Source organism: Burkholderia crassaminum, from assembly GCF_964265005.1.
Classification (GTDB): Bacteria; Pseudomonadota; Gammaproteobacteria; order Burkholderiales; family Burkholderiaceae; genus Burkholderia.
In genome coordinates, this window is sequence record NZ_OZ183799.1 from 2,552,956 (window position 1) to 2,565,871 (window position 12,916).

Consider the following 12,916-nt stretch of genomic DNA (forward strand, 5'->3'; position numbering starts at 1 on the left):
GGTCACGTCTGGTCGGGCGCCGCCCTCAGAACACCGGCCTCGAGCAGTTGCTGCTGAAGCGCGGGATCGACGCCGAGGCGATCGAGCACCGCGCGCGTGTCGCCGCCCAGCGCGGGCGGCGGCGAACGATAGGTGGCCGGCGTGCGCGACAGCTTCACCGGCGACGCCGTGCCGCGATACGCGCCGATCTCGACGAACAGGTTCCGGTGCAGCGCATGCGGATCGTGCGCGACGTCGGCCACCGTTCGCACCGGCCCGCACGGCACGCCGGCCGCCATCAGGTCGCGCGCGAGCGGCTCGCATGCGTGCTCGGCGAGCCGTGCTTCCAGTTCGGCCTTCAGCTCGGGACGGTGCGCGCAGCGGTTGCGGTTGTCGACGAAGCGTGGATCGCCCGCGAGCGCCGGCACGCCGAGATGCGCGACGAGCCGCGCGAACTGGCGGTCGTTGCCGATCGCGAGGAAGATCGGCACGGTCGCCGTGCGGTAGCTGTCGTACGGTGCGATGTTCGGATGCGCGTTGCCGCTGCGCTCCGGCACGCGCGCTGAACCGAAGAAGTTCGGCAGGTGCGGATGCAGCAGCGACACGCCGCAGTCGTACAGCGCGATGTCGATCGACTGCCCGCGCCCGCTCTTCTCGCGCTCCGCGAGCGCCAGCAGGATGCCCGCGAGCGCATTGAGGCCCGTGACCATGTCGACGATCGGCAGGCCGATACGCGTCGCATCGCCGTCGCGCTCACCGTTGACGCTCATCAGCCCCGCCATCGCCTGGATCACCGCGTCGTAGCCGGGCAGCCCGCCGAGCGGGCCCCCTTCGCCGAAGCCCGTCACCGCGCAGTGGATCAGCCGCGGGAAGCGCGGTTGCAGGTCGCGTGCGTAATCCATCCCCCAACGCGCGAGCGTGCCGGGCTTGAAGTTCTCGACGAGCACGTCGGCCTCTTCGAGCAGGCGCCACAGGATCGCCCGCCCCTCGTCGCGCGACAGGTCGAGCGCGAGCCCTTCCTTGTTGCGGTTGACGCCCATGAAATACCACGCGGTATCGCCGAGGAACGGCGGCCCCCAGCCGCGCGTCTCGTCGCCGTCCGGCGGCTCGATCTTGATCACCGTCGCGCCGTGGTCGGCGAGCGCCTGCGTGCAGTACGGGCCGCCGAGCACGCGGCTCAGGTCGACGACCTTCAGGCCGTCCAGTGCGCCACGCGAAGCGGTCATCGTTCGACCTCCGGCAGCAGGTCGAGCGCGGTATCGAGCGCGATCGGCGTGCCGCGCAGCAGCGCGTCGTAGGCGGCGGATTCGTCGTCGCGCGATGGCGGCGCAAGCGGATCGACCGGCAGCAGCTTGTGGCGCACGACCAGGTGCGCGAGCGCGAGACGCCGGAAATCCGGCGCGAGCCGCGCACCCTCGCACGCCATCAGCACGGCCGCGCTTGCGTAGTACAGCGCGGATGCGGCCTGCCGCACGCGCGCGTCGTCACCTTCCGCCGCGACCCGCGCGAGCGCGTCGCAGGCGCGCGCGAGGATGCGCCGCAGCGCCGCGCGGCTCGCGTCGGGCAGCGGCGCCGCGCCGAGGCGGTCGCCCAGAAACGTACGCAGCGCGTCGAGCGCCTGCTCGCGCTGCGCGGCCCGCGCGACGTCGAGCGCGACGATGTTGCTCGTGCCTTCCCAGATCGAGCCGAGATGCGCATCGCGCACGATACGCGCGTCGCTCCACTCCTCGATGTAGCCGGTGCCGCCGCGCACTTCCATCGCGTCGCCCGTCACGCGCCGCGCATCGCGGCACGCGCGGAACTTGATCAACGGCGTCAGGATCCGCACGCAGCGCGCGGCCTGCTCGTCGCCCGCATCCGCCTGCGGCAGCAGCAGCGCGATCTGCATGAACATCGCGCGCGCGGCCTCGGCCGGCAGCAGCATCTTCAGCAACTGGCGCTGCATCAGCGGCATCTCGATCAGCTTGCGACCGAAGGCCTCGCGGTGCGCGGCGACGTGCAGCGCCTCGTTCAGCGCGCGCCGCATCAGCCCCGCCGCGCGCACACCGTTCGACAGCCGCGACATGTTGATCATGTCGGCCATCTGGTGAAAGCCGCGGCCGATTTCGCCGATCAGCCAGGCCTGCGCACCTTCGAGTGCGATCTCGCCGCTCGCCATCGACCGGCTGCCGAGCTTGTCCTTCAGGCGCACGATCCGGTAGCGGTTGCGCGTGCCGTCCGGCAGTGTCTTCGGCAGCAGGAACAGCGCAAGGCCCTTGATGCCGTCCGGCGCGCCGTCGGGCCGCGCGAGCACCATCGCGAGATCGGCGTCCGCGTTCGAGCAGAACCACTTGTCGCCGGTCAGGCGCCAGACGGTCTCGCCGTGCGCGTCCGTCTCGCGCGTCGCCCGCGTGGCGATCCGGCCGACGTCGGAACCCGCCGCCTGCTCGGTCATGAACATCGCGCCCTGGTACAGCGTGTCGAAATCGTGCGACGCAAGCATCGGCAGGTAGCGCGCGACGAGCGCCTGATCGCCGAAACGGCGCAGCGTACGCGTCAGCGAATCGGTCATGCTGACCGGGCAGCACAGCCCGAATTCCGCCTGCACGAACAGGAACGTCAGCGCGTACTTGACGAGCGGCGGCACGGATTCCGGCCCGTGGCTCAGCGACGCGAGCCCGAGCTCCGCATATGCAACGCGTTCGAGCGCGACGTACGCGGGATCCTTGTCGATCCGCTGCACGGCCTCGCCGCGCCGGTTGCGGTGCTCGAGCACGGGCGGGTGCTTGTCCGCGCGCGACGCCCATTCGTCGAGCTCGCCCGACACGCGTGCGCCGAGCGCGCGCAGCCGCGGCTCCAACGCTGCATAGTGCGCGTCGCCGAGATGCAGCTTCAGCAACGCGCCGAGGTCGGGATCGACTGTGAAGAAATTGATGCCCCGGCTGTCGGGGATGTTGGATGCGCCGGCGTCCGGCGTGCGTGCGGTGTCGTTCATGCGTGCGTCTCCTGGGTTGCCTGCACGTCGGCTGGAGGCGCCGCTGCGGCGCCCGGCCAGTCCCGCGCAAAGCCTTCCGCAGAGCGTAGGCGCGCGATCGATAAGCGTCCAATACAGGATTTATCCGGTACGATAGATATCGCTTATCGATGCCGACGCCGCGAGGAGACACCATGGAACTGAGGCAGTTGCGCTACTTCGTGGCGGTCGCCGAGGAGCTGCATTTCGGGCGCGCGGCGAAGCGCCTGTTCATCTCGCAGCCGGCGCTGAGTTTCGATATCCGCAAGTTCGAGGACACGCTCGGCGTGCAGCTGTTCTCGCGCACCAACAAGACCGTCGCGCTGACCAACGCGGGCGAGGTGCTGCTCGGCGAAGCGCGCCGGCTGCTGCTGCAGGCGGCCGAGGCCGAACGCCTGACGGTGCGCTCCGCGTCCGGTCTCGCGGGCCGGCTGCGGATCGGCTTCGTTCATTCGATGCTGTATCGCGGGCTGCCCGATGCCGTACAGCGCTTCGAGGCCGACTACCCGGGCGTCGAGGTCGTGCTGAGCGAAATGAACACCCAGGCGCAAGTGCAGGCGATCCAGCGCGGCCAGATCGATCTCGGCTACGCGCACTGGGGCCACTTCCCGCCCGAGGTCGAATCGGTGCCCGTCTATGCGGAGCCGTTCGTGTGCTGCCTGCCGGCCGCGCATCCGCTCGCGCGGCGCAGGCAGGTGGCGCTCGCCGCACTGGCCGCCGAACCGTTCATCCTGTTCCCGCGCGAAGCGGCGCCGCACTATCACGACCTGATCATCGCGCAATGCGTGAACGCCGGCTTCAGCCCGCTGATTCGCCACGAGGCACGGCTGTGGCAGACGATCCTGTCGATGATCGAGTTCGGGATGGGTATCGCGCTCGTGCCGCGTGTGCTGCAGCAGGTGAAGAGCGACCGGCTCGCGTTCCGGCCGCTGAAGGATGCGTCGCTCGAATCGCGCACGCTCGCACTGAAGCGCAGCGGCGCGGCCGAACCGGTTGCGCTGCGCTTCGCCGACTACGTGCGCACGTCGATCGACGCGCTGCCCGCACTCGCGGGCTGAGTGCACGGCCGGCTCGCAGGTATTTGCGGGTATCTGAAAAATATTTGCAGAAAGTGCTTTACAGACCCTCAAAGCACTGACATAATTTCAGCTTCTTTGGGCGGTTAGCTCAGCGGTAGAGCACTGCCTTCACACGGCAGGGGTCACTGGTTCGATCCCAGTACCGCCCACCAAAGAATTCAAGGGCCTGCGTCTCACGACGCAGGCCCTTTTCGTTTTGGCTTCGCGCCACGCCATTGCTGCCCCGTCCGACTCGGCGCCGAGCCGCCAACGCATGCCGGCCGCCGTTCATCGCCCCTCGCACATCCCCTGCGTCTCGAACACTCGGGAACACTCGGCCCCGCAACGCGCACCGCCAACTCTCGCGACCCGGTATGCGTAATGCACGGTAACCAATCCGTAACATCTGCCAGATAGCGGCTGAATAGAATCGCCCAACAATAACGGCCGACCGAGGCAGCGTCGGCTCCCGTTCCAGTCACAGGATCACGCATGGCGTGACCCGTGCGCACCGTTCCGATGCAGCCATGACACTGTCCACGTCACATACCTTGTGGTTGACCGGCCTGAGCGGCGCCGGCAAATCCACACTTTCGCGCCAGGTCGCTGCCCACCTTCGCGAACACCAGATCCCCGTCTGCATGCTCGACGGCGACGAACTCCGCGCGGGTGTGTCGCCCGATCTCGGCTTCAAACGCGAAGACCGCGCGGAGAACTGTCGACGCACGGCCGAAATAGCGAAGCTGCTGAACGCCCAGGGCATCACGGTAATCGTTGCGCTGATCTCCCCTTACGCCGCGGACCGGCAACTCGCACGAGACATCATCGGCCGCGAGCGCTTCGTGGAAATCTACCTGCAGACCGACATCGAGACGTGCTCCGCGCGGGATCCGAAGCGTTTGTATGCAAAGGCAATCACCGGCCAGACCCGCCAGTTCACCGGCATCTCGGATCCATACGAAGCACCCGTCAGCGCCGATCTCGTCCTCGATACCGGAACGACGAGCATCGCGGCTTGCGTCGCGCGCATCATCGAATTCGATCTGCAACGCTACGCCCACGTGTAGTCACGGCGGGCGCGACGGCGGCTCATGCGGAATGCCCCACCCGCTGAGCCGTCGCATCGAACGCACGCTTCGCCTTGTCGACGATCTCGTCGACCTCCGCCTCGCGAATCACGAGCGGCGGCGACAGCAGCATCCGGTCGCCGGTCGCACGCATGATCAGGTTGCCGTTGAAGCAGAAGTCGCGGCAGATCGTCCCGATATCGACGTTCGCACCGAACCGCTCGCGCCGGTTCCGGTCGCGCGTAAGCTGAACGCCCGCGACCAGCCCCGCTCCCGCAATCTCCCCGACGATCGGATGGTCGGCCAGCGCATCGCGCAGCCGGCGCTGGAAGTACGGCCCGATGTCGTTCTTCACGCGCCTGACGATCCCTTCGTCGCGCAGCAGCTTCAGGTTCGCGACCGCGACGGCCGCGGCGACCGGGTGGCCGGAGTACGTGAGGCCGTGGTTGAATTCGCCGTTGTCGATGATCGGCCGCGCCACGCGTTCGTGAATGCCGACCGCCCCCATCGGCACGTAGCCCGACGTGAGGCCCTTCGCCATCGTGATCAGGTCGGGCTCGAAGCCGAAGTGCTGGTGTGCGAACCATTCGCCGGTGCGCCCGAAGCCGCCGATCACTTCGTCGGCGACGAGCAGGATGTCGTACTTGCGGCAGATCCGCTGGATTTCCGGCCAGTACGTCGACGGCGGGAAGATCACGCCGCCCGCGCCCTGGAACGGCTCGCCGATGAATGCCGCGACGTTCTCCGCGCCGAGTTCGAGGATCTTCGCTTCGAGTTGCTGCGCGCGGGCAAGGCCGAATGCCTCGGGCGTTTCGCCGGCCGCCGCTTCGCCGAAGAAATACGGCTGGTCGATGTGCACGATGTGCTCGACCTTCGACGGCATCTGCTCGTGCATGTAGCCCATCCCGCCGAGCGTGCCGCCCGCGATCGTCGAGCCGTGATAGCCGTTCTTGCGCGAGATCACGAACTTCTTCTGCGGCTGGCCCTGCACGCGCCAGTACTGGTGCACGAGGCGCAGCACGGTGTCGTTGCCTTCCGAGCCGCTGTTGCAGTAGAAGAAGTGGTTGAAGCCTTCCGGCGTGACTTCCGCGAGCATCGCGGAGAGTTCGATCACCGGCGGGTGCGTGGTCTTGAAGAACGTGTTGTAGAACGGCAGTTCCTGCAGCTGGCGATACGCGGCGTCGGCGAGTGCCTTGCAGCCGTAGCCGACGTTCACGCACCACAAGCCGGCCATCCCGTCGATGATCTTGTTGCCGTCCGAGTCCCACAGGTAGACGCCGTCGGCCTTCACGATCACGCGGCTGCCTGCGCGGTTCAGCGCGCCCATGTCAGAGAACGGGTGGATGTGGTGGGCGGCATCGAGCGCGCGGTATTCGGCGGTCGAATGCGGTGAGAAGGCTTCGTTTCGATCGGTCATGTTTCCTCCGGATAACCGTGCCGCACGCTCAGACGTGCAGCAGCAGATGCCTGCGTTCCCACGAGCTGATCACGCGGAAGAACGCTTCGTATTCGGTGTCCTTCAGCGCCAGGTACGCCTTCACGAACTTGTCGCCGAGAATGCCGGCCAGCGGCGTGCTGGCCGCCATCAGCGAGATGCCCTCCTCGAGGTTGCGCGGCAGCTGATACGGCAGGTTGTAGCCGTCCGACGCGATCGGCTCGGTCGGTGCGAGCTGCTGCGACAAGCCGAGATAGCCGGCGGCGAGCGTCGCCGCGAACGCGAGGTACGGATTGCAGTCGACGCCCGGAATCCGGTTCTCGATGCGGCGCGCCGACGGGCCCGACTGCGGGATGCGGAAGCCGACCGTCCGGTTGTCGTAGCCCCACTGCACATTGATCGGCGCGGCCATGAAGCGCGACAGGCGGCGATACGAGTTGATGTACGGCGCGAAGATCGGCATCAGCGCGGGCGTGTACTTCTGCAGCCCGGCGAGATAGCTGTGGAACATCGGCGACACGGCACCGTCTTCGTCGGAGAACAGGTTGCGCCCCGTGCGTGCGTCGGCGAGGCTCTGGTGGATGTGCATCGCCGAGCCCGGCTCGTCCTGCATCGGCTTCGCCATGAAGGTCGCGTACATGTTGTGGCGCAGCGCCGCCTCGCGCACCGTGCGCTTGAACAGGAACACCTGGTCGGCCAGCGACAGCGCATCGCCGTGTACGAAGTTGATCTCCATCTGCGCGGCGCCGACCTCGTGGATCAGCGTCTCGATATCGAGCCCCTGCATCTCGCAGTATTCGTAGATGTCCTCGAACAGCGAATCGAACTCGTTCACGGCCTCGATCGAATACGACTGCCGGCCGGTCTCCGCGCGCCCGGTGCGGCCGACCGGCGGACGCAGCGGCAGATCGGGATCGGCGTTCATGTCGACGAGATAGAACTCGAGCTCGGGCGCAACGACCGGCTGCCAGCCTTTCGCCTTGTACAGGTCGAGCACGCGTCGCAGCACGTAGCGCGGCGAGATCTCGACCGGCGAGCCGTCGAAGTGCACGCAGTCGTGGATCACCTGCGCGGTCGGATCGACCGCCCACGGAATCAGGCAGATCGTCGACGGATCGGGCACGCACACCATGTCGGGATCGGTCACGCCGGTCAGCGTGCCGTCCTCCGGGTAGTCGCCGGTGACGGTCTGCACCATCACGGCCTGCGGCAGGCGCATCGATTCGCCGGATTCGAACTTGTTGCGCGGGATGATCTTGCCGCGCGCAATGCCGGCCATGTCGGGGATGATCGCCTCGACTTCGGTGATGCGGTGCTGTCGCAGGAATTCGCTCAGTTCGGGTTGCATGATCGGCCTCTATCAGTCGACGTCGGATGCGGCCGGCGACGGCATTGCGCCACCGGCTGCATGAATGCGATGCGTCATGCGCGTGCGGCAGGCCGCACCGAATGCCGCGAAGATGTCGCGCGACAGCGGCTGTTCCGCGTAGCGCCATTCTGGATGCCACTGCACGCCGAGCGCGAACGCGCGCGCGCCGCGCACGCTGACGGCCTCGACCAGTCCGTCCGGCGCGCTGGCTTCGACGACGAGCCCCGCGCCGAGCTGCGCGATGCCCTGGTCGTGCAGCGAATTGACCGTCGCCTCCCGCGCGCCACGTGCGACCCGCTGCAGCAGGCCGCCCGATGCGAACTGCACGACGTGCGCAGGGCCGTACTGCCGCTCGAGCGGATCGGCCGGCCGCTCGCGGTGATCGTCGAAGCCGGCCGTCGCATGCAGCCGCTGATGCAGCGTGCCGCCGTAGGCGACGTTCAGCTCCTGCATGCCGCGACAGATCGCGAGCACGGGCACGCCCGCTTCGATCGCCGCGCGGATCAGCGGCAGCGCGGTCGCGTCGCGCGCGGGATCGTGCAGCGTGTCGGGCGTGCTCGCGGCACCGCCGTAATGATGCGGCTCGACGTTCGAATGACTGCCGGTCAACAGCAACCCGTCGACCGCCGCGACGATCGCATCGGCCGGCTGGCGCGCGCCGAGCGCGGGCAGCACGAATGCCAGCGCACCGGCACCGTCGACGAGCGCGGCCAGGTACTTCTCCCCCGCCGTGTGGTTCGGATGCGCACCGCGCAGGATACGGTCGGCGGTAACGGCTACGATCGGGCGCGCACGCATGGGTGACTCTCCGGCAATCGTGCGCGACACGTTCGCACACGGGACGATGAAGGTTCGCGCCGGCGCCGCACGCGCGCACCACAGCGCGGCGCATGCCCATGCGCGATCCTGCCGCGCGAACGATGCGGCAACAGGCGATGCAACCCGGAACGGAAGCGGAAAAGGACGCTAGGGCAACAACGATGCGCTGCCGTCGCACTGCACCGCGCTGAACACGTGCGCGGCCACGAGATTGAAGCGGCGCAGGCCGCGATGGGAAATGGCGAAGAAACGAGGCTCGCGTAAAGCGGCGGCACGCGTGCCGCGATCAGCATGCCGGATCGGCCCGGCCTGAGGCGGCGCGCCCGCCGACGGACTTCGCGTCCGGCGTATCGAAGGGCTGGCGGCTTTCACGATCGTACTCGACTGACGGATGAATGCAGGACACGTGTCGCGATCAAGCGCATGCGGCAACGCCGCGCGGCGACACGTCGGCAAGGTGTCTCGCAGCGAATTCCGGCGCGACGCGGCCACGATCGATGGCCCGCCGCCGATGCGCGCGTGACGACTTCCTGACATTCAGCTTATATCACCTAAAAATTGCGTCAAATTTTCAGGTGCCGATGACGGCATCGATCAGACGAAAGCCAGACGAAAAAACGGCATCGATCGTGTGGATCGATGCCGTGTTGTGCGTCGCATCGGTGCGGCACGCTGCGTGCCGGCGGGCTGCGATGCACCTGCTCCGCCGCGCTGCCGCATCCGTGCGGCCCGTGTTCAGCGATGCGCGAGCGCGGTTTCGACGAGCGTCTGCAATAGCGGCACAATCCGCGCCGCACGCGTTTCGTCATACGCGTAAGGACGCGTCTCTTCCATGTAGGTGATCTGCGAGAGTTCGAGCTGCACAGCCTCGACGCCGGTATCCGGCACGCCATAGTGACGCGTGATGTAGCCGCCCTTGAAGCGCCCGTTCGCGACGGCCGTATAGCCGCCATGTTCGAGCACGCGCGCGGCCAGCGCTTCTGCCAGACCCGGCGCGGCACTCGTGCCGCTCGACGTGCCGAAGTTGAAATCCGGCAGGCGGCCGTCGAAGAAGCGCGGCACGTGCGAGCGGATCGAATGCGCTTCCCACACGAGCACGCGGCCATGCTCGCGCTTCAGGCGCGCGACCTCGCGTTGCAGCGCGTCGTGATACGGCAGCCAGTAGCGATCGCGGCGACGCATGATCTCGTCGTTGCCGGGCAGCGCGTTCGCCGGATACAGCGGCGCCTTGTCGAACGTATCGACCGGCACGAGCCCCGTCGTGTCCTGCCCCGGGTACAGGTTCTCGTTGTCGGGCGGACGGTTCAGGTCGACGACGTAACGCGCATGCGACGGTACGAGGATCGATGCGCCGAGGCCGGCCGCGAATCCGTACAGCCGTTCGAGATGCCAGTCGCAATCGTCGACGAACCGCGCGTCGGCGGTCATCGTCGCGGCGATGTCGTCGGGGATGTGCGTGCCTGCGTGCGGGATCGAGATCAGCAGCGGCAGCGTGCCCTGCTTCAGCGTGAATACAGCCGGTTGTTCAGTCATGTCGCATCACCGTTAAAGGTCTGCCGGCGCACGCATGCGGCGTGCGCCGGTTGCGCGCATCAGCGCAGCAGTTGCGCCAGCGCGGCGCGGTAGTCGGCATACGCGACGGCTTCGTCGCGATGGCGGCGGCCGCTCACGACGCGCTCGCCGCCCGTGTAGACGTCGAGCACCGGCGTCTCGCCGTGCTCCGCGAACACGATACCCGACAACCACGACGTGCTGTCGTGTTCGGCGATCGCCGGATGATCGGGATCGAGCACGAGCCAGTCGGCGCGGCACCCTTCGCGCAGCGCACCGACACGCCGCCCGCTGGCCTGCGCGCCGCCCGCGAGCGACGCGTCGAACAGGCGATCGGCGACATGCGCCTGCGTGTCGCTCGCCAGCACGTTGCGCGCGCGATGCACGAGCCGTTGCCCGTATTCCAGCAGGCGCAGCTCGGAACGCCATTCGACCGATGCGTGGCTGTCCGAGCCGACGCCGATCACGCCACCCTGCGCGAGATAGTCGACGGCCGGGAACACGCCGTCGCCAAGGTTCGCTTCGGTCGTCAGGCACAGGCCGGCGACCGCGCGACGCTTCGCGAGCGCTGCCGTTTCGGCCGCGTCGACATGCGTCGCATGCACGAGACACCAGCGTGCATCGACGTCGAAGCGATCGAGCAGCCATTGTACGGGGCGTGCGCCGTACGCACGCACGCAGTCGTCGACTTCGGCCGTCTGCTCGGCGATATGGATATGCACGGGCGCATCGTCGGGCAGCCCCTCGAGCAGCACGCGCAACCCGTTCTCGGATACCGCCCGCAGCGAGTGCGGTGCAACGCCGTAGCGCAGCCCGCCGTGCTCCGGTGCCACGCGACGCATCGCGTCGAGCAGCTCGAGCAGGCCATCGGGTGTGTTGATGAAGCGGCGCTGGTCGTCGCGCGGCGGCTTGTTGCCGAAGCCGGCGAACTGGTACGACACCGGCAGCATCGTGATGCCGATGCCGGCCTCGCGCGCGGCGTCGATCACGCGCGTGCCGAGTTCCGCGATCTGCGGATAACGCGAGCCGTCCTGCGTGTGATGCACGTAGTGGAATTCGCACACCGACGTGTAGCCGCACTTGAGCATCTCGACATACAGCCAGCGCGCGATCGCGGCGAGCGCGTCAGGCGTGATCTTCAGCGCGAAGCGGTACATCAGGTCGCGCCAGCTCCAGAAGCTGTCGGCCGGATTCGCGCGGTATTCGGTGAGCCCCGCCATCGCGCGCTGGAACGCGTGCGAATGCAGGTTCGGCATGCCGGGCAGCACCGGCCCGGCCGCACGCGTGACGCCTGCCGGGGCATCGGTGTCGGGCGTCACGCCGGTCAGCGTGCCGGCCGCGTCCCAGCGCAGCAACACGTTACGGCGCCAGCCATCGGGCAGGTACGCATGGTCAGCGAACAACAGGGTGTCGGTCATAAGGCTATCCATTGATCCGGCGAAACACGGTCGTGCCGCCGCGTACGACCTGCTCGCACAGAGGCCGGCCGATCCAGTAGGCGAGCTCCGCCAGCGAGCTGACCGACCAGGCGGCGAAGTCGGCCTGGCGACCGACCTCGAGCGCGCCGTGGCGATCCGCGCGGCCGAGCGCCGCGGCCGCATGGCGCGTCACGCCCTGCAGCACTTCGGGCACCGTCATGCGGAACAACGTGCAGCCCATGTTCAACGTCAGCAGCAGCGATTCGAGCGGCGACGTGCCGGGGTTGTGATCGGTCGCGAGTGCGATCGGCACGCCGTGCTTGCGCAGCAGCTCGATCGGCGGCAGTTGCGTCTCGCGAATGAAGTAGTACGCGCCGGGCAGCAGCACGGCGACCGTGCCGGCCGCCTTCATCGCCTCGATGCCGGCTTCGTCGAGAAATTCGAGGTGGTCGGCAGACAGCGCGCGATAACGCGCGGCGAGCGCCGTGCCGCCCGCGTTCGACAGTTGCTCCGCATGCAGCTTCACGGGCAGCCCGCGTCGTGTCGCGGCTTCGAACACGCGCTCGGTCTGGGCGAGCGAAAAGCCGATGCGTTCGCAGAACACGTCGACCGCGTCGACGAGCCCTTCGTCGGCCAGTGCCGGCAGCATCCGGTCGCACACTTCGTCGATGTATTCGTCCGCGCGGCCCGCGTATTCCGGCGGCAACGCGTGCGCGCCGAGGAAGGTCGTGTAGACCGTGACCGGAAAACGCTCGCCGAGCTGGCGCGCGACGCGCAGCATCTTGCGTTCGCTCGCGAGGTCGAGCCCGTAGCCCGACTTGATCTCGATCGCGGTCACGCCTTCGGCGAGCAGCGGCTGCAGCCGCGCGGCGGCCTGCACGAACAGCGTCGTCTCGTCGGCCGCGCGTGTCGCGCGCACCGTCGACACAATCCCGCCGCCCTGCCGTGCGATTTCCTCGTAGCTGACGCCCGCGAGGCGCTGCGCGAATTCGTCGGCACGCGTGCCGCCGTACACGAGGTGCGTATGGCAGTCGACGAGGCCAGGCGTCACCCACGCGCCATGCAGATCCTCGCGCTGCCAGTGGGCATAACCGTGCGGCAGCGCGGACATCGCGCCGAGCCAGGCGATCGTGCCGGTTTCGTCGACGGCGATCGCGGCGTCGTCGATCGTCTCGTCAGGATGGCCGTGCGGACACAGCCTCAGGTGATGCCAGACAGTCGGTTTCAT

11 protein-coding genes and 1 tRNA gene are annotated in these 12,916 nt (G+C 68.0%); 3 read left to right on the forward strand and 9 right to left on the reverse strand.

The window, feature by feature from the left end:
- Positions 1–2: 2 nt before the first annotated feature.
- The gene (locus ACPTTF_RS11755) at positions 3–1,205 is read right to left on the reverse strand and encodes a CaiB/BaiF CoA transferase family protein (protein ID WP_423371256.1); all 1,203 of its coding nucleotides are present in this window, start codon (positions 1,203–1,205) and stop codon (positions 3–5) included.
- Positions 1,202–2,953 carry an acyl-CoA dehydrogenase family protein gene (locus ACPTTF_RS11760; RefSeq protein ID WP_423371257.1) on the reverse strand — a complete coding sequence of 584 codons (1,752 nt, stop codon included), beginning with the start codon at positions 2,951–2,953 and terminating at the stop codon, positions 1,202–1,204. The genes ACPTTF_RS11755 and ACPTTF_RS11760 overlap by 4 nt, the downstream gene beginning before the upstream one ends.
- A gap of 173 nt (positions 2,954–3,126) precedes the next feature.
- Between ACPTTF_RS11760 and ACPTTF_RS11765 the strand changes: the two genes are divergently transcribed.
- From ACPTTF_RS11765 to cysC, 3 genes are all read left to right on the forward strand, one after another.
- Positions 3,127–4,029, forward strand: coding sequence for a LysR family transcriptional regulator (locus ACPTTF_RS11765; RefSeq protein ID WP_423371258.1), 903 nt, complete (start codon positions 3,127–3,129; stop codon positions 4,027–4,029).
- 98 nt (positions 4,030–4,127) lie between these two features.
- Positions 4,128–4,202: transfer RNA gene (locus ACPTTF_RS11770), tRNA-Val, on the forward strand.
- Positions 4,203–4,526: 324 nt separating this feature from the next.
- Entirely contained in the window at positions 4,527–5,096 is a 570-nt protein-coding gene (cysC, locus tag ACPTTF_RS11775; RefSeq protein ID WP_423371259.1) for an adenylyl-sulfate kinase, read from the forward strand.
- 22 nt (positions 5,097–5,118) lie between these two features.
- Here the strand turns inward: cysC and ACPTTF_RS11780 are convergent, their stop codons facing one another.
- From ACPTTF_RS11780 to hutI, 7 genes are all read right to left on the reverse strand, one after another.
- On the reverse strand, positions 5,119–6,513 hold the full coding sequence (locus tag ACPTTF_RS11780; RefSeq protein ID WP_423371260.1) for an aspartate aminotransferase family protein: 1,395 nt from the start codon (positions 6,511–6,513) through the stop codon (positions 5,119–5,121).
- Positions 6,514–6,541: 28 nt separating this feature from the next.
- Positions 6,542–7,879, reverse strand: a complete 1,338-nt coding sequence (locus ACPTTF_RS11785) for a glutamine synthetase family protein (RefSeq protein WP_166960373.1) — start codon at positions 7,877–7,879, stop codon at positions 6,542–6,544.
- Between the two features lie 12 nt (positions 7,880–7,891).
- Complete coding sequence (locus ACPTTF_RS11790) at positions 7,892–8,698, reverse strand: gamma-glutamyl-gamma-aminobutyrate hydrolase family protein (protein ID WP_423371261.1); 807 nt, start codon at positions 8,696–8,698, stop codon at positions 7,892–7,894.
- A gap of 168 nt (positions 8,699–8,866) precedes the next feature.
- Positions 8,867–9,091, reverse strand: a complete 225-nt coding sequence (locus ACPTTF_RS11795; protein ID WP_166960379.1) for a hypothetical protein — start codon at positions 9,089–9,091, stop codon at positions 8,867–8,869.
- 363 nt (positions 9,092–9,454) lie between these two features.
- Positions 9,455–10,252 (reverse strand): N-formylglutamate deformylase, encoded by a 798-nt coding sequence (gene hutG / locus ACPTTF_RS11800; protein ID WP_423371262.1) that lies wholly within the window; start codon positions 10,250–10,252, stop codon positions 9,455–9,457.
- A gap of 59 nt (positions 10,253–10,311) precedes the next feature.
- Positions 10,312–11,688 carry a formimidoylglutamate deiminase gene (locus ACPTTF_RS11805; protein WP_423371263.1) on the reverse strand — a complete coding sequence of 459 codons (1,377 nt, stop codon included), beginning with the start codon at positions 11,686–11,688 and terminating at the stop codon, positions 10,312–10,314.
- 4 nt (positions 11,689–11,692) lie between these two features.
- A complete protein-coding gene (gene hutI / locus ACPTTF_RS11810; protein WP_423371264.1) occupies positions 11,693–12,916 on the reverse strand; it encodes an imidazolonepropionase in 1,224 nt (407 codons plus the stop codon).

Excerpts from the sequence above, each read along its gene's own strand:
- ACPTTF_RS11755 (WP_423371256.1), bottom strand. The coding sequence starts at position 1,205 with ATGACCGCTTCGCGTGGCGCACTGGACGGCCTGAAGGTCGTCGACCTG.
- ACPTTF_RS11805 (WP_423371263.1), bottom strand. The coding sequence starts at position 11,688 with ATGACCGACACCCTGTTGTTCGCTGACCATGCGTACCTGCCCGATGGC.
- ACPTTF_RS11760 (WP_423371257.1), bottom strand. The coding sequence starts at position 2,953 with ATGAACGACACCGCACGCACGCCGGACGCCGGCGCATCCAACATCCCC.
- ACPTTF_RS11780 (WP_423371260.1), bottom strand. The coding sequence starts at position 6,513 with ATGACCGATCGAAACGAAGCCTTCTCACCGCATTCGACCGCCGAATAC.
- ACPTTF_RS11790 (WP_423371261.1), bottom strand. The coding sequence starts at position 8,698 with ATGCGTGCGCGCCCGATCGTAGCCGTTACCGCCGACCGTATCCTGCGC.
- ACPTTF_RS11765 (WP_423371258.1), top strand. The coding sequence starts at position 3,127 with ATGGAACTGAGGCAGTTGCGCTACTTCGTGGCGGTCGCCGAGGAGCTG.
- hutG (WP_423371262.1), bottom strand. The coding sequence starts at position 10,252 with ATGACTGAACAACCGGCTGTATTCACGCTGAAGCAGGGCACGCTGCCG.
- hutI (WP_423371264.1), bottom strand. The coding sequence starts at position 12,916 with ATGAAACCGACTGTCTGGCATCACCTGAGGCTGTGTCCGCACGGCCAT.
- ACPTTF_RS11785 (WP_166960373.1), bottom strand. The coding sequence starts at position 7,879 with ATGCAACCCGAACTGAGCGAATTCCTGCGACAGCACCGCATCACCGAA.